2 protein-coding genes (1 of these 2 only partly in view) are annotated in these 26659 nt (G+C 71.1%); both read right to left on the reverse strand.

What is annotated here, in order from left to right; genetic code table 11:
• On the reverse strand, positions 1-513 hold the full coding sequence (locus M3Q35_RS19320; protein ID WP_273943287.1) for a type VII secretion system-associated protein: 513 nt from the start codon (positions 511-513) through the stop codon (positions 1-3).
• Positions 503-26659, reverse strand: partial view of a WXG100-like domain-containing protein gene (locus M3Q35_RS19325; protein ID WP_273943288.1) — the 3' portion only. It continues 9303 nt past the right edge of the window; the window shows 26157 of its 35460 coding nt (coding positions 9304-35460); its start codon lies off the right edge, out of view — the gene reads right to left on this strand; it ends in the stop codon at positions 503-505. The genes M3Q35_RS19320 and M3Q35_RS19325 overlap by 11 nt, the downstream gene beginning before the upstream one ends.

Genomic DNA, 26659 nt, shown 5'->3' on the forward strand with positions numbered 1-26659 from the left:
TCACCCGGCCGGGTGAACAGCGGCGTCGGCGATGGTGGACGCCAACAGCCGCGTCGACGTCGTCGCACCCGGGTTGACCAGGGCATCCACCTCGTGCTCGGCCAACATGCCGGCCAGCTCGGCCGCGTTCACGACCTGCCACGCCTCGGCCCGCACGCGGCCCCGGTGCGCCGGCGCGGTGGTCACCAGCAGCGACAGCACGTCGTCGGGCGCGGGGGCGATCAGCGGCCGCTGGTGCTCGTCCAGCGCCACCCCGAACTCGGACTCCCGGATCACGGCGAACAGGGCGTCGCTGTCCACCTCGCCGTCGGCGGCCATCCGCAGCGCGGCGTCAACGGGGTCGGTCGGCGACTCCGGCGTCAACGGCTCGTAGTCGGGGTTGGGCTCGAACCGCCCGACCACGCCGTCGGTCACCAGCCAGCCCCCGACCACCGACCCGGCCGGCGGGTTCTGCCCGTCCTCGGCCGCCTGCCAGGCCGGGTCGACCAGGAACAGCCACTGGTCACTGCTCATCGGTCCCACGCCCCTCACCGGCAGAGCTGACAGAGCCCGGAGGCGGCAACTCTATCCCTATCATCCGCATCTCCATCTGTGCGGCGGCCGCGGCCGCCGCATTGCCGCCCTGCGCCCACGCCCGCGCCATGCCGTGCAGCAGGTGCGACAGCATCAGCCCGGCGGTCACGGGATCGCCGGCCTTGCGCAGGTACGGGTTCAAGGCACCGTCCCGCTCCAGCATCTCCACGGCCCGCTGCAACCCGGTCCGGAACTTGCCGGCCGCGGCCTCGCCCTCGACGGCCTTGATCTCCTCGGCGGCCTCGTCGGTCGTCGACTTCACCAGGTCCACGGTCTCCGGCGCGGCCCCGCTCCCGGCCAGCCGCTCATCGACACCCTTGACAGCAACGGGCGTGTCAGGGATGGGCTCCAGCAGGTGCGCGCTCAGCGGCGCGGGCCGCCGGAGCCGGCTGAACGGCGTGGCCGACGTCCAGCGCTTGATCCGCGACAGCGGGCTGTCGTCGCTGAAGTGCTTGCCCAGCTCGACACCGGCCGACCGGACGGCCGCGTCGTGGAACCGCGCGGACGGCTCGGCGACGGTGTGCCGGGCCTGGTCGCCGTGATCGAGGTGGGTCGTGACGACGGCGTCGCGCCGGTGCGCGTCGTACGCGCCGACGGTGTCGGACTGCGGCACCAGCTGCTCGACGTCGAGCTCCCGCGTCCGCGGCGGGGCGTAGATGGTGAGCTGCCGCTGGATCTGGTTCATCAGGTACTCGCGCACGTCGTCGGCCCGCTGCCGGCCGGACACCTCGCCGGTGGCCCGGGAGTTGCCCAGCGGCGAGCCGCTGGAGTACCCGGTGATCTTGGCGACCGGCAGCGGCAGGTCGTCGGCCTGCCGTTCCAGGGCCAGCTTGGCGAACTTCTCGGCGAACGCGTCGAGTTCGGGCACGCGGCCGGCCGGCAGCTTGAACTTGCCCCGCTTGAACTGCACGTCGACCGGGTCGTGCCCGCCGGGCTCGCTCAGCGGCCCGTGCTCGCCCAACGCGTTGAGCCGCACCGGCCGGCTCACCTTGCCGTCGCCCTCGTGCCAGGTCGACTCGCCGGTGACGGTGAACCGCTCGCGGGCGGTGCCGACCGGCACCGGCACCCACTGGTCGCGCCGGTCGCGATACCGGTCGGTGATGGAGTGCACGGCCCCGCTGGTCGCCGGGTCGGAGGCGATGTGGGACAGCACGATCGCGGTGACGATGTCCGGCCGCTGGTGCTTGCCGGCCTTGCGGTGCACGTCGGCGAGGTCGAGGTGGCCGCCGTTGCCGGGCAGCTTGGCCACGGCGTCATCGGCGACGGCCTTGGCCAGCCGCAGCGTGTTGGCCCGGTCGGACAGGCCGATCTTGCCGTCGATGCGGGTCGGGCCGTCGGCGTACTTCCACCCCTTGCCCAGTGCGGTGGCGATCTCGGACACGATGGCGGCTTCGTGCTTGGGCAGGACCGGCCCGAAGATGTTGTAGTGGCCGCCGCTCTCCACCGCGGTGAGTCGGTCGCCGTGGCCCTCGCCGAACAACGTGATCTGGCTGGCGCCGATCACGCGGTCGGCCTTGTCCTTGGCGGCCAACGCCAACTGGAGGTCGTGGGCCAGTCCGCCCGGCCCGTCGACCGCGCCGGCCTTGCAGGCCAACAACATCGTGGTGCGGCGGCCGCCGTCGACGGCCTTGGCGAAGCCCTCGGTCCGTACGGCGATGTCGGCCAGCGTGCTGGCCTTCACCCGAACGTCGCCGAGGCCGCGCACATGCAGGCCGGCGCTGTACGGGTTGGCGTGCGCCATCAGCACCGCGGACTCGTCGGCCAGACCGGGCACGGTCGTGGCCAGGTCCTTGTCGTTGACGACGCGGCCGCGGCCGTCCTTGTCGTACTGGTAGACCCGGTCCGGGTTGGCGCCGCCGGCCCAGCGGCGGGCCAGCTTGCGGTCGGCCTCCTCGTGGAAGAAGGACGTGCCGAACACCTTGCCGGAGCTGTCCCGCAGGGCGGTGTGGGTGACGCCGGACATCGGGAACCGGCGCTCGCGGCCGGCGTCGTCGTGGCCGCTGAACCAGTCCTGCCTGGTGTCACCATGGGAATCGTTGTGCGGCAACGAGTCGACGCCGCGACGCGGGTCGTTCTGAAGCTGCTCGAGGTGGTGGCCGGTGAGCTTCTCGCCCACCTGGTGATCGGTCAGCCCGAGGTGGGTGCCGATCTTCTGCGCCAGCTGCGCCGGGCTGTCCTTGAGGCTCCAGACGGCGTGTCCCTCGGCCGGGCCGTCGGCGACCAGCTTGACCCGGGCGTGGGCGTCGAGCCGGTCCTCGACCTGCTGGAAGCGGACCCGGAACTGGTCGCCGCCGGGCAGCCGCTCCTGGTTGAACTGCTTCTCCGCGCCCAGGTCGAGGTTGCGCAGCACGTCGCGGGCCTGCCGCGGCGTGACGTCGCCGTCGAAGTGCACCTTGACGGTGGCCTCGCGGACCCACTCCCCCGGCTTGACCTCCATGCGGCGCATGTCGTAGCTGAACCGGCCGTGCTCGGTGGACGCACGGACGATGTTCAGCGGCGCGTCGTCACGGACAAGGTCGATGTCGGCCAGCTGCACGCGCTCATGTTGGGGCGCAACGACATCCGGCGCGGACCGCATCTCCGCGCGCTCGTGCACCGGCTGCGGGTACGCCGGGCCCTCGATGCCGGTCTTCGGCACCACCTGCCGCGGCGCGGGGCTGCTGTCGTTGAGCCGGGTGTGCGGCACGACGGCCTGGTCCTGCGTGACCCGCTCGACCTGCCAGAGGTCGCGGGGCCGCAGGGCGGCACCGGTGTCGTGGGCGTGCAGCACGCCGGCCTCGTCGCGCGGGCCGAGGTACTGGAGCACGGCGTGGGCCAGGGTTGCCGGGGAATCCTCGGTACGCCAACGGTCCTGGCGGGTTTCGGCGCCGCCGACCCGTACGGACGCGTGGGCGTCGTTGGCGTCCACCCGCTCGATCCGGACGTGGAACTGGTCGCCGGTCGGCAGGCGGTAACCCTTGTTCAGCACGTCCCGAACACCGTCGGAAGCCTTCTGCCAGGCGCGATCCACGTCCTCATGGGTGGCGCCGGAACCGGGCTCCATGTGCAGCTTGACGGTGTACTCCTGCACGAACCGGCCCTGCTCCACCTCGATGCGCCGCACGTCGTAGCGCACCATGCCGGTGTCGGAGCTGAGGATCCGGGCCGGGCCGGAGACGTCGCTGTGCCGGTCGTGCACGCCGGTGTTCTCGGTGTGCACGGAGTCCAGCAGGTCGTCGCGGCGCAGGTGCTCCCACTGGTCGGGCGTCATCGGCCGGTTCGGCTCGAACCACGGCGCGGTGTCGGCCGGGTTGTGCCGCCACTGCTCGTTGCCCAGCACCGGGTCATTGGCCGACCGGTGCGAGTCGTGCAGCGCCGAGGCGATCTGGTCCACGCTGTAGCCGCCGTTGAACAGCTCGCTCATCTCGGGCCGGATGGCCGGCTCGAAACCGTGCTGTAGCAACAGCTTCGGTAGCAGCGTGTACACGTTGAGGCGGCCGTTGGCGTCCTCGAACGGGTGCAGCACGTGCAGCGTGCGCACGACCCGGCCGATGGCCCGCAGCCGGTCGAAGTCGTCGTGGGCGCGGCCGATCTCGGCGTGGAACTGGGAGAACGCCGAGTCGATCAGCTGCGGGGCGTGCTCCTGCGAGTAGTTGGTGGTGATCGTGGTGTTCTTGCCGACCAGCGTGCTGGTGAACGTGGCCGGCGGCTGGTCGTGCTGGTCGTTGACCATCGAAGCCAGCGTGGCCACCAGGCGCCGGTCGCCCAGCCGCTCGGTCAGCATGTCGTGGGCCAGCGGACGGTCGCCGATCGGGAAGTGGGTGTTCTTGGTCTTGCCGCTGCTGCCGGTCGAGCCCGACCACTTGTAGGTCTTGCCGAGGTGCGCGGTGACGGCGTCGTGCATCTGCTTGTACTTGGCCGAGTCGTAGCGCTCGTTGGGGTCGATGGTGTTCAGGTAGCGCTCGTAGGCCGCTTCCATGCTCTGCTGGAAGCCCTTGGACTGCTCGTGGTCGTACATCGAGCCCGGGTCGTCGGGGAAGCGCTGCTGCGCCTCCTCGTGGTGCGCCGGGTCGATGTACAGCTTCCACCAGTCCTTCTTGGGCAGCACGGAATCCAGCTGCCGGGCCGGGCCGGCCGGGATCGGCTCGGGGTTCTCCTCCTGCGGCTCCGCCTCACGCCGGGCCGACGCCGCCTGTCCGCGCCGCAAAGCCTCCTGGGCCAGCTGCTCACGGTCGTGATCGGCGTTGCGCTCGCGCACCGGCGGCAGGTGCTCGGGCACGTCGTGTTCCGTGCGCGGCAACGTGTTCCAGTGCTGCGGGTTGGGCCCGTTCAGCCGGGTTTCGGGCACGTTGACCTGGTTGCGGGCGATCCGCTCGACCTGCCACAGGTCGCTGGGCCGCGGGCCGACCGCCGGCTCCGAGGTGATCGGCCGGCGCGGGTCGTCCCGCGGGCCGACGTACTGCATCACCGCGTGGGCCAGGGTTTCCGGCGAGTCGTGGCGGTCCCACTGGTTCTGCCGGGTCACACCGTGATCGCCGACCGACACCGTGGCGTGGGCGTCGGCCGCGGTGGCCGCCCGCTCCAGCCGCAGGTGGAATTGGTCGCCGGAGGGTAGGCGGAAACCCTTGTTCAGCAAGGAGTTCACGCCGGTCTCGGCCTTGTGCCAGACCGCGTCGGCGTCGGGGCCGTCCACGTGCAGCTTGACGGTGTACTCCTGCACGAAGCGATCCGGCGCGACCTCGATGCGCCGCAGGTCGTAGCGGACCATGTTGGCGTCCGAGGAGATCGACCGGGCGTCGCCCCGCTGGTGCACCGCCTTCACGTCGCTGACCTCGGTGTGCACGGTGGCCTTGAGGTCGTCACGACGCAGGTGGTCCCACTGGTCGACGGTCAGCCGCTGGCGCGGCTGCGACCACGGCGCGGTGTCGGCCTCGCTGTGCCGCCAGCGCTCGTCGGTCAGCACCGGGTTGCGCATGGCCAGGTGCTCTTCGTGGATGGCCGAGACGATCTGGTCCAGCGACCGGCCGCCCTGGAACAGCTCGTCCATGTCGGGCCGGATCACCGGGTCGAAACCGTGCTCCAGCAACAGCTTCGGCAGCAGCACGTGCACGTTGAGGCGGCGGTTGCCGTCCTCGAAGGGGTGGATGATGTGCAGCGTGCGGACGGCACGGGCGATGGCCCGCAGCCGGTCGAAGTCGTCGTGCGCGCGGCCGATCTCGTCGTAGAACTGGTCGAAGGTGGTGTTCACCATGTCCCGGGCCTCGCCCGGGTTGTAGTTGGTGGTGATCAGCCGGCGGCCGCCCTCGATGTGGGTGTAGGTCACCGGGTTCGTGCCGCGGGTGGACAGCGCCTTCATCACGTCGACGACCAGCGGGCGGTCGCCGACCTTGTCCAGGAAAACGTCCGGGTCGACCTCACGGCGTCGCACCGGGAAGTTCGTCGGCACGGTGACGCCGTTGTGGACCTGGCTGCCGGTCCACTCGAACTTCTTGTTCAGGTTGCTGGTCGCGGTCTCGTGCATCTCCTTGTAGATGTCGGCATCGAGCCGCTCGCCGCGCCGCGCGTCGAGGAACTTCTCGTAGGCGCCGACCATGCTGCGCTGGAAGCCCGGCGAGCGCTCGTTGTCGTACAGCGAGCCCGGGTCGTCCGGGAACTCCCGCGCGGCCTGCTCGTGGTGGCGCGGGTCGAGGTAGAGCCGCCACCAGTCGTTCTTGGGCAGCGCCTCGGACAGGGTGCGCGCGGGACGCGGCTCGTCCGGCAGCGCCCGCATCTCGGGCTCGTGTTCCTCGATCTCGGCGATGGACTCCAGCATGTGCCGACGGTTGTCGGCGAGCCGCTGGCCTTCGCTGTGGATCCGTTGCAGCGCAGCCATTCCCCGGCGCGTGCCGGGCAGGTCGCGGTCGTGCAGCGCCTGTCCGAAGCGTTCCCGCGCGGCGGCGGCGTTGGCCATGTGCACGGCGCTGTCCCGGGTGTTGCGCTTCAGCAGCGAACGGTGGTGCTGCAATTCGTCGCTGTGGTCGCGATCCGGTGGCGTGAACGGCATGTCGTCGTTGGAGGAGTGGGTTTCCTCGGGCACGGGCGGTCGGCCGGCCAGTGCGGCGTCGCGCTCGCGGCGGGCGGCCCACCACGCGTCCTCGGCGTCGCGGGCCTGACGGTAGGTGTCGACGGCGTGGTCGAACGCCTGCTGCCGGGCCTGGTCGGCCTGCCGGAACGAGTTCGTCAGCTCGTCCTGCTGGCGGGTGAGCTCGTCGGCGTGCTCGTGGGCCAGCGTGAGCTGCTGCTCGACCTGGTCGATACGGGGCCGGTCGTCGGCCGCGTAGGCGTTGTACAGCTCGCCGCGCAGCCGTCCGAGCTCGTCGTTGTTGGTCTCCTGGGCCCGGCGGTTGCGTTCCAGCTGCTCGCGCAGCGGCTCGGTCTGCTCCTTGGCGGCCAGGTAGGCGTCGTCGGCCACGTGCCGGGCCTTGACGACGTTGTTCTCGGCGGTCCGCCAGGCCTTCTCGGTGTCGCGGACCTTGTCCTGGGCCTGCCGGACCGGCTCGGGCAGCGTGCCGTCGTCGTAGGTCCGGATCCGGGACGAGTCGTCGAACTTGAGCGACACCGCCCGGTCGCCCTTGACCAGGCGGATCTCGGTGTCGTGCACCAGAACCTGGGTGCGACCGGGGTGGCTCGTGCTGCCGGCCGGGGCCGGGTGCACGGCGCCGCTGGTGCTGGAGCTCTGGCTGTGCGACATGCCGCCGCGGTCCAGGTACACGCCGGACTCGCCGGCGTTGAAGTCCCGGTGCTGCGGGGCGTGCGGGCCGTCGGTGACGTTGCCGCCGACGCCGCCGATGATCGCGTTGACCGAGCCCGAGACCGTCCGCGACACGGTCGTGTCGATCTTCGACGAGTGCGCGGTGCCGCCGCCCAGGTCGACGGAGTCGCTGACGGTGACCAGGCGCGGGTTGGTGAGCTTGGCGTACGCGGTCAGGCCGGCTTCGCGCAGGCCGGGCAGGTCGACCGGGCCGCGCAGCATCGCCGGCAGGTTGGCCTTGATCACCTCGGGGGTGAGCGTGGTGGTCAGCGCGTGCTCGGAGGTGCTGCTCAGGTCGCCGGCCAGCCGCCGGGCCTCGGTGCGCAGCAGGTTCACCGGGCCGGTGAAGTCGTCGACGTGCACCTCGTCCGGCAGCTTGGCGCCGTCACGCTGCCAGGCGGCGTGGTCGACCGGCCCGTCCTCCATCCGAGTAACGGTTGCACCGTTACGTACCGGCACGTCGGTGGTGGTGCTGACGTCGTCGGCCAGCTTGCGGACCACCAGGTCGTGCGGCTCGGGCTCGGAGAACTGGAGGTGCTCGCCCTTGTGCTTGATCTCCAGCCGGAAGTTCACCGGCAGCTTGAACCGGGCCTGCGGACCACTGGCCTCGCTGGTCTGCGTGACCTCGGTCGAGTCGGTCCTGGTGGTCTTGGTGCCGGTGGAGTGGGTGATGCTGGCCGAGGTGGCATTGTTGACGGTCATGCTGGCCGCCGGGTCCTTCAGCTGCGGCAGACCCGTGCCCAGGAACCGCCCGCCAACGCCGGAACTGGCCTCCTTGCCCTTGGTCTGGGCCTCGGACAGGGCGCCGGTGGCGTTGTGCGCCATCTTGCTGCCGTCGTGGGACACGCCGAGATAGGTCGGCCCGTCCTCGGTCGGCGTCGCGTGCAGCACGACCTCGTAGTTGTCGTGCGTGAAGGTGTTGGGCTTCGGCGTCATCAGCGACACGCCACCGTTGAGGGCACTGTCCACAAGGGAGCGAACACCGTCCTGTGAGGACTGCTCCTCAAGGCGGCGCAGGTTGCCCATGGCGTCGTCCAGCACGGACTGCGGCAGCAGCTCCTTGCCGAGGCCGCCCAGGTTCTCCCGCAGCGACGGCACCAGCTTGACCAGGTCGCCGGTCGGCTCGACGTGGCCGAAGCCGATCGACGGACGCTCGGTGCGCAGCGTGTTCGGCACCGGCAGGCCCGGCTTGGGCCCGATCGGCGTCGGATCGGTCGCCAGGTCGTGCTCGGGCAGCACGCCCATGGCCCGCGCCTGCTGCTCGGTGACGCGCACGAACACGCTGTCCGGCAGGTCGACCGTACGGCCGGCGGTGCGGACATCGGTGTCGTGCAACATGTTCGTCTGCCGCGACTCGGCCACGACGTGGACCTTGGCGTTCATCCGCAGCAGCACGGTCCGGCCGTCCGGCGAGGACACGCTGTGCTCGGCGGTGCCGCCCATCGACCGCGCGATTTTGGACGTCCAGGTCCAGTTGCGCAGGCTCGCAGTGGCGAAGATGCCGGCCCGGCCGTGCGGGTGCGCGGTGTCCGGCGTGAGGGTGAGGGCGTTGCGGGACGAGGACGTGCCGACGTTGATGCCGACGGAATGCTGCGTCTGCTTGGCCCCGCTGGCCGAGTAGCCGCCGGATTGCTGCTGCTTCAACGAGATCTCGTCGGAGACCGACACCAGCTTCGGCTCGGTCAGCTCCATGGTCATGCCGACCGCGCCGACCCGGTCCATCACGCGCCGGTTGTGCTGCAAGCCGTCCAGCTGCACGCCGTGCGAAACCAACTGCGGGTCGGCGGTCAGCGTCTCCGGGCTGAAGGCGTGGTGCAGCGCGTCGGCGCTGACCGTGCCCTGCAAGGCCAGCGCGCGGTCGCCGCCGCCGGCCTCGGCCAGGGCCTCCTCGGCGGCGCGGTGGATGTGCTCCGCGCCGACGATCGCCTCCACCCGCTGGAACTCCGGCTGCCGCTTGGCCCGGGCGGTGGCCCGCAGGTCGCTGATGTGCGGCGCGTCGGCCATCGGCGTGGTGACGTGGTTGTCCACGTGCTGGTGCGGCGGGGTCTTGCTGGTCAGGCTGTGCGGCACCAGCACGGTGACCTCGCCGGCCGGCGGCGTGCGGTGCGTGCCGTCGTTCGGGCCCACGTGCGGAGTCCGGTGCACGGTCGGCACATCGGTGCCGGGGGTGCCCGGGGTCAGCCGGCGGACCCAGGATCGGGACCGGCTGTGGTCGTCCACGGTGACGTCGTAGGCCACCTTGGCCTTGAAGCCGTGCACGTCCTCGCCGCCGCCGGTGGACAGCTTGTGCCCGGTCGACGGGCCGGCTTCGGTGTCGTGGGCCCGGTTGTAGCCGTACTGGACGCCGACCGAGGCGGTCGGCGCGCCCTTGACGTGGCCGCCGTCGAACGGCGTGGTGACGCGGCCGTCCGCGTACACCGTGACGCCCTTCTTCGACGAGCCGGAGATGCCCAGCTCGTGCGAGGTGCCGCCGGCCCCGGTCACGGTGTGGTCGGGGGCCTGGCCGAGGTGCTCGAACTCGGTCAGGCGGGCCTTGACCGTGACGGTGACGTAGCGGTTGAAGAACAGGCCCGGCTTCTTCAGGCGGATCTTCATGCCGTCGCCGAGCATGCTGTCCATGTTGGCCGCGAGGTGCTCGTCGGACAGCTTGGTGTCCAGCTCGCGGCGGTTGGCCGCGGCCAGCGCCTTGTCGCCACGGGAGGCGTCGGCGAACTTGGCGCTGCCGAAGTCCGGCGCCAGCTCCTTGAGCTTGTCGTTGCCCAGCAAGGTTTCCTCGACCCGCTGGCGCACGTCGTCGCCGCCGGACAGGCTGAGGATCTTGGCCAGGCCCATGGACTTGCCCGAGGACAGGTAGCTGGGCGCGTGCAGCGGCTCCGGCGTCGGCTCGAAGTCGGTCTTGGCGCCGTGCGGCGGCTCGATACCGGCCCGGTTGGCCTCGACACCGGACATCCGCACGTGCGCGGCGCCGTCACGGAACACCACCGGCTCGTGCCCGATGGCCTGCACGTGCAGCTTGAAGCCCATCTTGTACAGGCCGGTGACGCCCTCGGTCTCCAGCACCGACTGCCACTTGGCGGCGTCGCCGATCTTCGTGCCGAGGCTGTCGGTCTTGCTGAACGCGGCGGTCAGGCTGGCCCCGGCGGAGATGCTGTGCGTCGGGTCGGCGACGCCGGCGGCGCTGCCGCCCAGCCACAGTTCGCCGCCGGTGGTGGAGGTGTTGGACCGGCCGGCGCTGCCGGATCCGCCCAGCGTGGAACCGATCTTGTAGCCCTGGCCGCTGCCCTCCAGCGTGGCGTCGACCGGTTCGATCTTCATCCGGACCGCGCCGATCTTGCTGCCGTCGGCGCTGAGCAGGTCCGGCGAGTAGATCCAGTCCTTGCTCATGGCCGGCAGGTTGTCCTTGATGTTGCCGGCGGACAGGAAGTGCAGCAGCTGCTTGCGTCCGGGCGAGCCGATGGCGGTGACCTTGGGGTGCAGGTCCTTGGCCATCAGGTCGAACGCCCCGTGCACACCGCTGACCGACTCGGCGGCGAACACCGACAGGCCCTCGGTCCTTACGGCGTGCGGGACCGCGGCCGCCGGCTTGTCGCCGACGGCGTCGTGCGGCAGGGCGATCGAGGCGTCGTGCTCGAACCGGTCGATGCCCGCACCGGTGACGGCGCCGTCCTTGTCGGTCAGCCGGATCTCGATGTGCGCCTTGGCATCGACGACGTCCGAGCCCTCGTGGCTGATCGACACCGAGTGGCTGGCGCCGTGCGAGGACTCCAGCGTGACCACCGGCTTGGCGTGCAGCACCGAGGCGAACACCGAGCCGCCGCCGATGCCGTTGCCGGCGCTGACCGCGGCGGCCAGGTCGTGCTGCTTGGCCTTGGTCGTGCTCTCGGACGTGGACCGGTCGGTGCCGCCGGCGCGGTCGAGGCTGCGGTCCGGGTCGCTGACCCGCAGCGAGTCGGTGAAGTCCACCTTGGCCTTCACGGTGGCCTCGTACACCTTGTCGCCCACCCGGACCTCGAACTTGCGGCCCTGGCCGAGCAGCGAGTCGAAGTTCTCCGTCACGGCGTGGTGCACGTCGTCCAGGCCCCGCGCGGTGGCCCGCTCCTCGATGCCGTGCGGCAGCAGCTCGGTGATGCCCCGGCCGATGCGGTCGGCCAGCGCGTCACCGTCCATCAGCCGGCCGAGACCGAGGGATTCGTTGTCCCGCACGTAACTCGGCAGCTGCTCGTGGTCGAGGAACTCCTCCTCGTGGATGGCCGCCATGCCTCCAGGAGCGGGCCGGGACCGCGTCGGCACCGGCACGGTTTCGCCGCTGTGGTCACGGACCGGGACCGGGTGGTCGACGAAGTCGGTGGTGTGGAAGGCATGCGCCACCGCCGAGTTGGCCGCCTTGATGTGCTCGGCGGTCCAGCGGTCGCCGGACTCGATGCGGTCGGCGATGTCGTTCTGGACCTTTTGGTCCAGTCCGGGCAGGTGCCGCTCCGGGTCGGCACGGAGCTCGTCGGCCAGCCGCTGCCAGATGTCCCAGCTGTCGTGGGCCTTGCCCAGGTGCTGGTTGAGCCGGCTGGCGAAGGACCGGCCGACGCCGGTACCGCCGGGCGTCGGCTCGGCGGTGTCCTCAGCGGACTGGTCGATCTCCTTGGCGTGCAATCCTTCCGGCACGTCCCGCTCGCCGGTGAACATCTCGTGCGAGGTGTCCGGCAAGGCGGCGTGGTCGTCGGCCACGCGCTCGATGGTCGCGAGGTCGACGTCCTGGAAACGGGCGTCACGGTCGGCGATGCCCTCGCCCATCGGGCTGCTGCCGTCGTCGATCCGGTTCCGCGCCCCCACACCGGTATCGCTGTTGAACACCCGGACGGCGTCGTCCTTGCCGGCGATCCGGTTCGGGTTGGCCGGGTCCGGCGCGACGTCGTTGTAGCGGTCGGGCAGGCCGAGGAAGTGGCCGACCTCGTGTACGAACAGTCGTTCCGAGCCGTCGATCGGCCAGTGGTGCTGGTCGATCGGCCCGTCCTGGCCCACGTGCACGGTCTCGTGCGCGGCCGCCGGGTCGTCGTGGAACTCCACCCGCACGTGCAGCAGGTCGCCGGACTCCGGCAGCCGGTGCTGGTGGTTGTACAGCTCGTCGACGCCCTGGGCCACGCGGGCCTTCAGCACGTCGAGCTGCGCCGGGTGGATGTCGGCGTCGGCGGCCAGGTGCAGCTTGACGGTGTGCTCCCGGACCCAGTGCCCGGGCTGGACCTCCATGCGGCGCACGTCGTAGTGGATGCGGCCGTCGACCCGGTTCAGCTCGGCCGGGCGGCCGTCCTCGTGGGTGCGCGGAACCTGGCGCAGCACGTCCGGGTCGTCCAGCTCGACGGTCCGGTGCGGGGCCCGCTCGCGGCCCTCGTCGTACTGCCGGTTCCACTCGTCGGCGGTCAGCTCGGACGGCCGCGGCTCGGGGGCCGTGGTGTCCGGGTGCAGCGAAACCGGCTGGTCGGTGGCGGTGTGGTCCTGCCAGTGCGGCGCGGGGCGGCCGTCGTACAGCGGCCGGCGCGGCGTCGGGTTGAGCACCTGGTGCGCGCCGTCCCGCGGCACCAACAGGTTCCAGCCCTCACGGGTCAGGTGCAGGCCTTCACGGTCGCCGTGCACCAGGTTGGCCCCCGACAACGCTTCGAAGGCCCGCCGGAAAGCGCCCTTCGACATGCCGAACTGCTGCCGGACCTCCATCTCGTTGCCGACGTCGTCGAGCTTGCGGAAGCCCCGCTCGAACACCAGTACCTTGGCCACGGCAATGGCCTCGGGCGAAGCGTTGGGCAGCACCGACCGCAGGTCGCGCTCGACGTCCGGCGCGTGCAGGCCGGTCAGCTCGTCCACCGGCCGTTCCGGCGTGGACCGGCCCGAGTGGTACTCCGGCGACATGGACCGGTCGCCCTGCACGTTGCCGGCCTCGCGGATGTTCTTCGACGACTGCGGCGGGCCGTAGCTGGACCGGTCGTTCCACTGATCCATCCACGGCCGGACCGCGTTGGTCGCAGCCGGGTCGGTTTCCAAGCGGCTCAACGACTCCAGCTGCCGTTCGATCCGACGCCGGCGGCCCTTGGTGTAGTCCAGGTCCTGCTGGAGCCGGTGCGCCGCATAAGCAGCGTCCTGGTTGCCCCGCTTGGCATCGCGCTGGGCCAGGCGGAGCTGCTCCTCGATGCCGCGCTCGCGCTTGCGCACGATGTCGTGGAACGCCCGCTGGCGGTCGCCGTTCTGCACGTGCGCCCGGGCCGTCTCGACCAGGCGGGCCTTCATCAGGTCGTGCACCTGCTGGTCGGTGAAGTGGTGCAGGTTGGAGCCCTCGAGATTGCCGCTGCGGTAGTCCTCGATACGGTCGCGCAGCGCCTGGTCGGCGTGCCGGGCGACGCCGGCGTTGCGGTCCAGCAGGTCGGAGGCGTCCAGGAAGTCGATCAGGTCCTGGGCCACCTTCTTGACGCTGTCCTCGTTTCGCTTGGTGCGCTTGAGGATCGTCTTGGCCTTGTCGGCCCGCAGGTCCTCCAGCGACAGCACGTCGATCGGCCGGCCGCTGCCCGGATCCTTGCGCACGGTCCGCGGCCGGTGGCCGCCGACGGCCGAGAGGCTGACCTCGTGGCCGAACCAGTTGTGCGTGCCGATGGTCCGGCCGCCGCCCAGCTCGCCCAGCCGGTCCAGCTGGCCGCCCCGACCGGCCTGCCCGGCCTTGACGTCGACGTGATACTCGTTGATCTTGCCGGGGATGATCGTCTCGTTGATCGCCCGGAACAGGTCGGTTCCCCTTGCGCCGTCGGCGAAGTTGAGCACGCCGCTGTCGCCGGCGACCCGGAAGTCCAGGTCGCCGATCGGCCGCAGACCACCGTGGAAGCCCAGCGCGGCACCGCCGGACAGATACGGCTTGTAGCCCAGCTTCTCGACCGCCTCGGCGAACTCCGACGCGACCCGGCCCAGCGGCCGGACCACGGTCGGCTCGGTCTCCGGGGCCCGCGTGACCGTCTCGAACGGCCGCGGGTCGGGGCGATTGCCGGACAGCTTGTCGTCGCGCATCTCCTGCCGCGACAGGCGCCGGCCGCTGCCGCCCTGGTGCGCCGGCAGCTGGTGGTACGGCGAGTTCTGGTCGAACGGGGCCGGGGCCGGCCGGTGCTCGACGCCGTCGGCGTCGCGCTCGGACGTGGTCCACGGGTCCTCGGTGTCGCCGCGCTTGGCCGTCTCCGGCAGCGGGCCGCGGTCGACCAGCGGGTGGTCGTGCTGGACGGTGCCCGACTTGGACACGTCGTCGATCGTGCGCAGGTGGTCGTCGGTCAGCTCCGGGGCCTTGTCCAGCACGGACTTGCCCATCGGGCCTTCGACATCCGCGTCCTCGACCTTGGCCCGGAAGATCGCGTCGTCCTGGCGGTACTCGTCCTTGAGGCCCAGGTTGTGCAGGACCTCGTGCAGCAGCACGGGTCCGGTGGCCTTGGCCGACCACTTGGCCTGGTTGGTGTCGCCTCCATTGTGGACGGTGACGTCGCCGTGCTTCGGCCCCTCGCCGCCGAATTCGACCCGCAGGTGGAACTGGTCGCCGCCGGGCAGCCGGTACCGGCCGTTGATGTGGTCCTCGACCGTCTTGGTCAGCTTCTCCTGCGTGGCCCGGACATCGTCGTGACTGACACCTTCGCCGGCCTTGGTGTTGAGGCGGACCGTGAACTCACGGACCCACTTGCCCGGCTCGACCTCGATCCGCCGCGTCTCGTGGGCGATCCGGGTCTGCCAGCCGTCCAGCCGATCAGCCGTGCGATCGCCACGGGTGCTCGGGTCGAACCGCTCGGTGTCCACATGCGACACCGGCGCGTCGTCCCGGCGATGGGCCCACTTGTCCTGTGCGAACAGGGTTTCGTCCTTGGCCGACGGACCGTGCGGCTCGACACCGTCGCCCTTCGGCGCGTACGCCGGGTAGTGGCTGGCGTAGTCGTAGAGCGGCCGGCGCGGCGTCGGGTTGGGCACGCGGTGCGCGCCCTCCTGCGGCACCAGAAGCTTGTAGCCCTCGGTGGTGAGGTGGAAGCCCTCCTTGCCCGGCATGGCCAGCTTGGCCTTGGTCAGCTCCTTGTACGCCTTGGCGAACTCGTTCTTGGAGACGCCGAACTGGCGCTGCGTCTCCATCTCGTCGTTGGTGTTGCCCATCTTGCGGAAGCCGCGGGAGAAGGCCAGCGTCTTGGCCACCTTCACGGTCTCCGGCGCGGCGTTGGGGATCTTCGTCCGCAGGTTCTGCTCGACGTCCGGCGCGTGCAGCTCGTGCAGCTCGCGCACCGGCTGCTCGGGCGTGGAGGCGCCGGAGTGGTACTCCGGCGACATCGACCGGTCGCCCTGGATGTTGCCGGTGGCACGGATGTTGCGCGAGGTCGACGGCGGCCCGTAGTTGGCCGGGTCGTTCCACGTGTCCATCCACGGCCGGACGGCGCTGGTGGCGGTGGGCTCGGTGTGCAGGCGGCTCAACGACTCCAGCTGCTTCTCGATGGCCCGGCGGCGGTCCTTGACGTAGTGGTACTCGTCGTTGAGCCGGTCGACCACGGCCGGATCCATACGGCCGCGCTTGACCTCGTGGGCCGCGTACTTGATCTGGTCCTCGACGCTGCGCTCGCGCTTGCGGATGATGTCGTGGAACGCGTCGGCCCGCGCGCCGTTGCGCACGTGGTCCTTGGCCGTCTCCACCAGCCGCGCCTTCATCAGGTCGACGACCTGGCGGTTGGGCAGGTGGTGCAGGTTGGAGCCGTCGAGGTTGGCTCCCTTGTACTCGTAGACCCGGTCGTGCAGCGCGGCATCCACGTGCTGCCCGACGCCGGCCCGCTTGTCGATCAGCTGCGCGGCGTCCAGGAAGTCGATCAGGTCCTGCGCGACCTTCTTCACGCTGTCCTGGCCGTGCTTGGTACGGGTCAGGATCGTCTTCGCCTTGTCGGCGCGCAGATCCTCCAGCGACAGCACGTCGATCGGCCGGCCGAAGCCGCCCGGGTCCATCGTCACCGTGCGCGGCCGGTTGCCCGGCACCGCCGACAGGCTGACCTCGTGGCCCAGCCAGTTGTCGGTGCCGATGGTCAGCGAGGAGCCGATCGGGTGCAGCTGGTCGAGCTGGCCGCCGCGCTCGGCCCGGTTGGCGTTGGCGTCGTTGTGGTACTCGTTGACCACGCGCGGCAAGGTGTTGCCGTTCAACGTGGTCAGCACGGCCGAGCCCTTGCCGCCGTCGGCGAAGTGCACGATCTCGCTGTCGCCGGCCACCCGGAAGTCCAGGTCGCCGATCGGGCGCAGACCGCCGTGGAAGCCCAGCGCCCCACCGCCGGACAGGTACGGCCGCAGGCCCATCTTCTGCAACGCGTCGGAGAAGTCCGCGGCCACCCGCTCGCGCGGCCGGACGACCTTGGGCGGGGCCGTCGGCAGCGCCTGCGCCAGCGGCCGCAGCGACGGCAGCTCACGCTCTTCGTGCTGGGTGGAACGCTTGGCGTCGAACCATTCCTGCCGCGACGGCCGGCGGCCGCTGTTGCCCTGGTGCGCCGGCAACTGGTGGTAGACCGAGTCGCCGTAGTACGGCGACGGTGCCGGCCGGTGCCCGTCACCCTCGTGCTCGGTGGTGGTCCACGGGTCCTCGACGTCCCGGTGCTCGGCCGACGGCGGCAGCGGGCCGCGGTCGACCAGCGGCAGGTCGTGCTGCACCGCGCTGGCCTTCTGCACGTCGTCGATCGTGCGCAGGTGTTCGTCGGTCAGCTCCGGGGCACGGTCGAGGACATCCCGGCCCATCGGGCCGCGCACGTCCTTGTCCTCGACCTTGTCGCGGAAGACGGCGTTGTCCTGCTTGTACTCGTCCTTCAGGCCCAGGTTGTGCAGGACCTCGTGCAGCAGCACGGATCCGGTCGCGTCCTTCGACCAGCCGGCCTGATCGGTCTTGGTTCCATTGTGGACGGTCACGTTGCCGTGCTTCGGCCCCTCGCCACCGAATTCGACGCGCAGGTGGAACTGGTCGCCGCCGGGCAGCCGGTAGCGGCCGTTGATGTGGTCCTCGACCGACTTGACCAGGCGTTCCTGCGCCGACACCAGCTCGTGCTCGGAGACGCCCTCGCCGGCCTTGGCGTTGAGCCGAACGGTGAACTCGCGGACCCACTTGCCGTCGGTGATCTCCATCCGGCGCGACTCGTAGCCGATCCGGGTCTGCCAGCCGTCGATGCGGCCCTTGCCGTCGGCCCCGCGCTTGCTCGGGTCGAACCGCTCGGTGTCGACGTGCGCGGCCGGGGCCTGGTCCCGCAACGACTCCCACTGGTCGTGGTGGAACAGCTCCGGGTCCTTGGGCGACGGCTCGTGGTGCGAGACAACGGAATCGCCCTCGGGGGCCCAGGCCGGGCGGTGGCCGTACGGGTCGCCGTGCGAGGTGCTCGGCCGCGACAGCGAGACGCCGCGCAGCGCGTTGGTCACGTTGGTCAGGCTCAGCTTGCGACCGCGAACCTGGTCGCCGCCGGTGACGTCCTTGAGGTGCGCCTTGGCCTCCCGCAGCTGGTTCTGCACCTGCTGGAGGTGGTCGTGCGCGCCGTCGGCCACCCAGGTCTGGTAGTGCGCGCCCTGCTCGGTCTGGGCCAGCGCCTGGTTGGCCTCGCCGATCCGGCGGTGATCCGACGGCAGCTTGTTCTGGTACCACTTGAGATTCGCGTCGACATCGGCCCGGTACTTGGCCTGGATGTTGCGCTGTTCTTCCCAGTGCGCGCGGGTGTTGGCCAGCTTGGTCAGCCGCGAGCCGCTGACGCCGGCGTCCCGCGCGTCGCGGTGCGCCTTCTTGGCGTCGTCATAGGTCCGCTGCACGTCGGTCAGCGTCTTCTGGGCGGCGTCGAGCTGCTTGCGGTGCTCGGCGATCTGCCGCTCGGTCTCGGCCCGCTCCGACTCGGCCGCGGTCACCGCCTCGCGCGCCCGCTGCTCGGCCTCGGCCTGCTCGTGGGTGACCTTGGCCTTGCCCTTGTTGATCGTCTGGACCTGCTGCTTGGCCGCGCCGAGCTCCTTCTCCAGCCGCTCGACGTCGGCCCGGGCCTCGTCCACCCGGATCTTGTGCAGCTGCTGCCGGGCATCCCGCAGCGTGCCCTCGGCCTTCTCCACCGCGACGTGGGCATCGTCGCGCTGCTTGTACCACGGGGCCGCGTCGGCGCTGGCCTTCTCGTGCCACTGTGCGGCGGCATCGCGCTGGCCCAACGCCTCCCGCGTACCTTGCCGGTACGCGGACAGCTGCCGGTCGGCCTCCTTGGCCGCCAGTTTGGCGTCGTCGCGCTCCCTGATCGCCTGGTTCTCGAGCTCCTGGGCGTGCTGGGTGCGCAGCCGACGGCGGTCCTCCCGGGCCGTCTCCCGCGCACGCTGAGTCGTGTCGGCGTGGTCGTCGGCCTGGTCACGCTGCCGCCGCAGCTCCTCCTGGTGCCGTACCCGGGCCAGGTAGTGCTCGTCGGTGTCGCGGGCCGCCTTGGCCGCCTTGCGGGCCGTGTCGTCCAGGCTGCTCAGGTGCTTCTCGACGTCGGCCAGGTACTTCCGGTGGTCGGCCAGGTTCTTGTCGAGCTTGGCGATGTGCTCGACCTGCGCGTGCTCCATGGGCGACGGCACGTGCTGGGCCGCCGGCGCGGCCACGTCCCGGCGCGGGCCGACCGACTGGCTGCGGCCGTGGCCGGTCTGCCCCATGGAGAACGACTCGGCACGAGCACGGCCGCCGCCGATGTCGAAGACGTTGCGCCGCGGCTTGGGTGCGGCGCTGTACATGGCCAGCCGGACGTTGTGCGCGCCACGCGGCAGCTCGGCCAGGCCGTTGCGCTGCCCGTCGAGGAAGACCACGCCGTGCTCGGTGTTGAGCACGTTGACCACGTGGCTGCCGTTGCTGTGGTCGAACCAGACCAGGCCGCGGTTGAACCGGTCGCCCGAGATCCGGTCGATCACGTCGTCGAAGCCGTTGACGTGCTCGTACTCGGCGCCGACCCGCTTGAGCATGCGCCGGTCGGCCCGGTACGGCTCCAGCTGCGGCTTCGGGTGCACCGGCGCGACCGCGCGCTCGCCGTCGAGCACCTTGTCCACCGCGGCCACGGCCGAGGAGCAGTTGACACCGGCGTTCGGGTCCCGGCCGAAGCTCGGGTTGACGCCGCGCACGTCCGGGAACTGGTCCTTGACGAACTCGTTCTCCTGCCGGATGCGCTCGTGGTCGTACGACGGGGTGTGCGTGATGGCGGCCTTGGAGGTCACGCCGGGCACGGTGTGCTTGAGGTCGCTCCACGGCGTGTGCAGGTTGGACCAGCTGCTGCCGCTGCTACGGGCCGAGGCGTCGTGCTGGGGCTGCTGGTGGCGCAGCTGCTGGATCTCCGGCCGCGGGCCGGAAACGCTGCCGCGACGCAGGCCCTGCATGAACTTCTTCATGCCGCCGGGGCCGCCCTCGGTCCGGCGGGTGTCGAAGACGTCCCGCAGGGTCTCGGACAGCCGCTCGGCGCCGTCGAAGGGATGGCGGTTGTTGCGGTCCTCGTACAGGCGGTAGGCGACGGCGGTGTGGATGTCGTCGAGCAGCTTGGCGTGCGCCGTTTCCTCGGGCGTGAGGTCCTTGCGGAACAGCGGCGGGGCCTCGTGCCGGTCGGCCATCAGGTCGCCGGCCTCGGCCAGGTAGTGGTGCTGCTCGTCCTGGTCCAGCTCGGCGAACCAGGCCTTGCGCAGGTTCATGTCGTCGCGCCAGGCCTCCCGGCTGGAAGCGGGACTTTCCTCCTCGTGCGGGGCCGGGGCGGGGCGGTGGCCGGGCGTGTCCTCGTCGTGCCGGGTCAGGTTCCACGGGTTCTCGACGTCGCGGTCCTGCCGCGTCGGCGGCAGCGGGCCGCGGTCGACCAGTGGGTGGTCATGCTGGACCGCGCTGGCCTTCTGCACGTCGTCGATCGTGCGCAGGTGGTCCTCGGTCAGCTCCGGGGCCCGGTCGAGGACGTCCTTGCCCATGGGGCCACGGACATCCTTGTCGTCCACCTTGGCGCGGAAGATCGCGTCACCCTGGCGGTACTCGTCCTTGAGGCCCAGGTTGTGCAGGACCTCGTGCAGCAGCACCGGTCCGGTGGCGTCCTTGGACCAGCCGGCCTGATCGGTCTTCGGACCATTGTGGACGGTCACGTCGCCGTGCTTCGGCCCCTCGCCGCCGAATTCCACCCGCAGATGGAACTGATCGCCGCCGGGCAGCCGGTGACGGCCGTTGATGTGGTCGTCGATCGACCGGGTCAGCTTCTCCTGCGCGGCACGGACATCCGCCGGCGTGATGCCCTCGCCGGCCTTGGTGTCCATACGGACCGTGAACTCACGGACCCACTTGCCGTTCTCGACCTCGATCCGCCGTGACTCGTACCCGATCCGCGTCTGCCAGCCGTCCAGCAGCTTGGCCGTGCGGTCGCCACGGGTGCTCGGGTCGAACCGCTCGGTGTTGACCTGGGCCACCGGGGCGTCGTCCCGGCGATGAGCCCATTTGTCCTGCGAGAACAGGGTTTCGTCCTTGGCCGACGGCCCGTGCGGCTCCACGGCGTCGCCGTGCGGGGCGGATGCCGGGTAGTGGCCGTCGGTGTAGTCGTGCAGCGGGCGCCGCGGCGTCGGGTTCGGGACGCGGTACGGGCCCTCGTGCGGCACCAGCAGCCGGTAGCCCTCGGAGCTCAGGTGCAGGCCCTCACGGCCGTCCAGCACCAGCTTGGCCTTGCTGAGTTCCTTGAACGCCTTGGAGAACTCGTTCTTGGACAGCCCGAACTGCTCGCGGGTCTCGTTGCTGTCGGCGGCGTTGTGCAGCCGGCGGAAGCCGCCGGAGAAGGCCAGCGTCTTGGCCACCGCCATGGCTTCCGGCGATGCCTTGGGCAGCTTGGACAACAGCTTCTGCTCGACGTCCGGCGCGTGCAGGTCGGCGATGTCCCGTACCGGCAGCTCCGGCGTGGAAGCGCCCGAGTGGTACTCCGGCGACATCGAGCGGTCGCCCTGGATGTTGCCGGTGGCGTGCACGTTGCGGGACTCGCGCGGCGGCCCGTACGAGGACGGGTCGTTCCACTGGCGCATCCACGGCCGGACCGTGCTGGTGGCGGCCGGCTCGGTGTGCAGGTGGCTCAACGACTCCAGCTGCCGCTCGATGGTCCGGCGGCGCGACTTCACGTACTGGAGCTCGCGTTCCAGCGACTGCGCGTGCCGGGCCGCGTCCTCGCTGACGTGCGCGTACCGGGCGGCGTGGTTGAGCTGGCTCTGGACCTGGTTCTCGCGCTTGCGGACGATGTCGTGGAAGGCGTCGGCCCGGGCGCCGTTGCGCACGTGGGCCTTGGCCGTCTCGACCAGGCGGGCCTTCATCAGGTCGACGACCTGGTGGTTGGGCAGGTGGTGCAGGTTGGAGCCGTCGAGGTTGGCGCCCTTGTACTCGTTGACCCGGTCGCCCAGCGCCTCGTCCACGTGCTGCGAGATGCCGGACCGGCCGTTGCGCCGGCCGTCGATGAGGTCGGCCGCGTCGAGGAAGTCGATCAGGTCCTGCGCGACCTTCTTCACGCTCTCCTGGTCGCGCTTGGTCCGCGTGAGGATCGTCTTCGCCTTGTCGGCACGGAGATCTTCCAGCGACAGCACGTCGATCGGACGGTGCAGACCGCCCGGATCCATCCGGACCGTCCGGGGCCGGTTGCCCGGCACCGCGGACAGGCTGACCTCGTGGCCCAGCCAGTTGTCCGTGCCGATGGTCAGCGGCGAGCCGACCGGCCGCAGCTGGTCGAGCTGGCCGCCGCGCTCGGCCCGATTCGCGTTGGCATCGCCGTGGTACTCGTTGACCACGCGCGGCAATGTGTTGCTGTTGAGGGTATGCAGCACGCCGGAACCGCGGCCGCCGTCGTCGAAGGTGCGGATGCCGCTCTCGCCGGCGACCCGGAAGTCCAGGTCGCCGATCGGGCGCAGACCGCCGTGGAAGCCCAGCGCCGCGCCGCCGGACAGGTACGGCCGGAGACCCATCTGCTCCAACGACTCCGAGAAGTCGGCGGCCACGTGCTCGCGCGGGCGCACCACCTTCGGCGGGGCCGGCGGCAGTGCCTCCAACATCGGCCGCAGCGACGGCAGCTCACGATCGTCGTGCTGGCGCTGCTCCTTCCAGTCCCGCTCGTCCTGGCGCGACCCCCGCCGGGTCCGGTTGCGGTGCGCCGGCAGGTTCGAGTACGGGTCGTTCGGCGCGGGGGCCGGCCGGTGCCCGTCGTCGTCGTGCCTGGTGGTGGTCCACGGGTCCTCGACGTCCGGGCGGTGCTCGGGCGACTTCGGCAGCGGACCGCGGTCGACCAGCGGCAGATCATGCTGCACGGCACTGGCCTTCTGCACGTCGTCGATCGTGCGCAGATGGTCGCCGGTCAGCTCCGGCGCCTTGGACAGGACGTCCTTGCCCATCGGGCCACGGACATCCTTGTCGTCCACCTTGGCGCGGAAGATCGCGTCGCCCTGGCGGTACTCGTCCTTCAGACCCAGGTTGTGCAGCACCTCGTGCAGCAGCACCGGGCCCGTGGCGTCCTTGGACCACGACGCCTGGTCCGTCTTCGGACCATTGTGGACGGTGACTTCGCCGTGCTTCGGCCCGTCACCACCGAATTCCACCCGCAGGTGGAACTGGTCGCCGCCGGGCAGCCGGTAACGGCCGTTGATGTGGTCGTCGACCGTCTGCGTCAACTTCTCCTGCGCGGCACGGACATCGTCCGGACCGAGGCCCTCGCCGGCCTTGGCGTTCAGGCGGACCGTGAACTCACGGACCCACTTGCCGTTCTCGACCTCCATGCGCCGCGACTCGTACGCGATGCGGGTCTGCCAGCCGTCCAGCCGGTCGGCCGTGCGGTCGCCACGGGTGCTCGGGTCGAACCGCTCGGTGTTGACGTGCGCCACCGGCGCCTCGTCCCGGCGATCGGCCCACTTGTCCGGCGAGAACAGGGTTTCGTCCTTGGCCGACGGCTCGTGGTGCGCCACGCCCTCGCCCTCCGGCGCCCACGCCGGCCGGTGGTCCTGCGAGGTTCCCGGGCGGGACACCGACATCGAGCGGAGCCGGTTCGTGATGTTCTGCACGCCACCGGAGAAGCTGCCGGCCCGGGCGCGGCCGCCAGTCGGCCGGCCCCGGTTCTCCACCTCGGTCAGGTGGCTGCGGGCCGCCTCCAGGTTGCGGCGCGCGACATCGAGGTTGCGGGTCGCGCCGGCCACGTGCCAGTTGGGCGTGGTGCCGAGCTGCCGGTGCTGGCGCAGCCGCTGGTCGAGCGTGCGGACCTCGCTGCGCGCGGTTTCCAGTGCGGCACCGACCCGATTGGCCTCACGGCGCGCGTTGTCCCGCGCGGTGCGGGCATCGTCCCGCTCGTCGCGCAACGTGCGGCGGGTGTCGTCCAGCCGGCGCATGCGATCGCCGGACACGCCACGGTTGCGGGCGTTGTCGGCGGCCTGCTTCGCCTCGTCGTACTTGCGCTGCGCCTCGTTGTACTCGCCCTGACGCTCGTTGAGGTCCGTTTCCCTGGCGCGGAACGGGCCCTCGAGCTCGTTGCGGCGGGCAGTGGCCTGGCCCAGCTGGATCTCCAGCTGGCGGCCGCCGAAGTTCTGGGCCGGCGCGGCCTGCCGCCGGGCCGCCTCGGCATCGGCCAGTTCTTTCTGCGCCGCCTTGTGCTTGGCCTCCGCGTCCCGCACGTGTTCGCGGGCGTTGGCCAGCTCGGCCTCACGCAGCTGCGTGTGGGCCTGGGTCAGCTCGGCACGGGCACCGTTCACCTCGCTGCGGGCGTGGTTCTGTTCCAGCTCGACGTTGTGGTCGATGGTGCGGGCCTGCTCCTCGTGCCCGACGGCAGTGTCAAGATGCTGCCGCGCGGCCTGCACGTGCGGCTCGAAGTCGCGAACCGCCTGCGAGGCCCGGGAGTAGGTCTCGTCGGCCCGCGTCCGGGCCCGCCTCGCCTCCCGCTCCAGGTGCCGGTTCTCGGACGTGTTGTTCCGGTCCGTGATGGTGCGCATGCGCTCGCGGTAGGCCTGCGCCTCGCCCGCGGCCCGCCGGGCCACTTCCTCCTCGTGCCGCAGCTGACCGTGCTGCTGCTCGAGCTCGGTCAGCCGCCGCTCGGCGTCGCCGGCCAGTCCCTCGTAGCGACGGAGCTGGTCCTGCGTGGTCTGGCGCTGGGTGGTGAGCTCCTCCAGCCGGCCCTGCTTCTTCGGGATGTCGGTTTCCAGGTGCCGGATCCGCGACGACAGCTGGTTCTGCCGCTGCGACGGCAGCGGACCCTGCTGCACCCGGTCGTTCGGGCCTTGCGAGCTGCTGCGGCCGTGACCGCCGGAGATCGAGGTCGACCGACCGCGCTGGTCGCCGCCGAGGCTCAGGAAGTTGCGGCGGGGCGTCGGCGTGTCGACGTAGCGGGCGAACTGGATGTCCCGCGCGTTGTGCGGCAGGATGCCGAGGCCGTTGCGCTGGCCGTCGAGGAAGACGACGCCGTGGTCGGTGTTGACCACGTTGAACACGTGCGCCGTGCCGTCCGGATTCTGGAACCAGACCAGGCCGCGGTGGTCGGGGTTGCCCCGCATCTGCTGGACGACCTCGTCGAAGCCGCGCACCGGCCGGTAGTTGGCGTTGTTGCGCGCCAACAGGTCCAGGTCGCCGCGATAGGCGTCGTTGTGCGGGATCTCGTGCATGTTGGCGACCGCCGGCCGTCCACTGAGGACGGAGTCGACGGCGACCACGGCCGAGCTGCAGTTGACCTGGGCCCGGCGGTCGTTGGCGTAGTTCGGGTTGACGTTGGCCAGGTCCGGGAACAGGTCGCCGACGAACCGGCGCTCGTTGGCGAACATGTTGGGATCGCCGACAACGAAGCTGATCGCCCGCTCGGTGGTGACGCCGTGCACCGGCCGGTTCAGGTCGTCGAACGGGGCGTCGACGGCCGACCAGCTGCTGTGGGAACTGCCGTCGGAGGTCGGGCGCGGGCCACTCATCGACGGCCGCCGGCCGCCGTTGTTGCTGGTGGACGGGTGGTTGCTGGTGGAGGCGTGCTGCGGGCCGGAGCTGGTCGACGGCCGCAGGGCGTTGCTCAGGCGGCGCAACCGCTTCATGCCGCCGACGCCACCCTCGGTGCGGCGGGTGTCGAAGACGTCGCGCAGGTTCTCGGAGAGCCGATACGCGCTTTCCCTGGGGTTGCGGCTGTTGCGGTCCTCGTACAGGCGCTGGGCCACTGCGGTGTGGATGTCGTCCAGCGTCTTGGCCCTGGCCGCCTGCTCCGGCGTCATCTCACGGCGGTTGATCGGCGGGGACTCGTGCCGGCCGGCCATGATCTCGCCGGCCTCGCGCAGCCAGTGCCGCTGCTCGTGGGCGTCGAGCTCGCCGAACTGGGCCCGGCGGAAGTTGAAGTCCTCCCGCCACGCGTCCTGCGTGGCCCGCTTCTCCTCTTCCGGGGTCGGCACGTGGTCCTCGACGTGCTCGTCCGGGCGGGGCGGGGCTTCGGCCGGCTCGTGACGGCCGCCCTGGTGCACCTCGTGGGGCAGCGGAGGCTCATCCACGGCGACGTAACCGCGGTCCTCGCGCAGCTTCTGCGTGAAGTCCCGGAACTTCTCCAGGTGCTCGACCGGGTGTCCGCCCTGCCGCGCGTCATGGATCTGCTGCTGGACGTGCTCGTGCACGGACTCCAGGTCGGCCCGGCTCATGTCCCGCCAGCCGCGGCCGCCGGGGTCGTCGGGCAGCCGCAGCGCCTGCACGGTCAGCGCGGCGTCCCGGTCGTTGGTGAGCTTGGTCAGCCGGTCCTGCGCCGTCTGCACGCGTTGGTCGTTGGCGGCCTGCTCGCGCCGCATGGTGTCGTTCTTGAGCGCGTTGGGCACGACATCGGTGAGCCGCCAACGGTTTCGGCGGTTCTGGGCGTCGCGCAGGCCCTCGCGCGCGGTCTGGATCCGGTGGTCGTAGTCGCCGGCCCGGTTCAGGTCGACCATGCGCTTGATCGCGTCCGTGCGCGCCGGGTCGTGGGCGTAGCGCTGCTGGAGCTCTTCGAGTTCCGCGCGGTCGCGGCCGTACAGCGACGCCTCGAACGAGCGCAGGCCACCCTCGGCCACCGGGTGGATGCCGCCGGGCAGGTGCAGGTCGGCGTCGGGCGTGTGCTCGGATCGGGTGTCCGACCCCGACCGCATGAACGGCCGCGGCTCCGGCGTTGGCTCATGGTCGGCGACGGGCTCGCGCGCCGGCGGCGTCTCATGGCCGGCGTCATGGCTCGGAACGTGCGGCCGCGGCTGGGAATCCGCTGCCGGCAACGGAATCCGGTCCACCACCCGCATGTCGCGGGCCCGGTCGAACAGACGCTCCAGGTGCTCGGTCGGGTGGCCGCCCAGCTGCGCGTCGTGGATCAGATCGCTGAC

It is taken from the genome of Kutzneria chonburiensis (genome assembly GCF_028622115.1).
GTDB classification, from domain to species: domain Bacteria; phylum Actinomycetota; class Actinomycetes; order Mycobacteriales; family Pseudonocardiaceae; genus Kutzneria; species Kutzneria chonburiensis.

Coding starts and splice junctions, on each gene's coding strand:
- M3Q35_RS19320 (WP_273943287.1), bottom strand. CDS start 513: ATGAGCAGTGACCAGTGGCTGTTCCTGGTCGACCCGGCCTGGCAGGCG.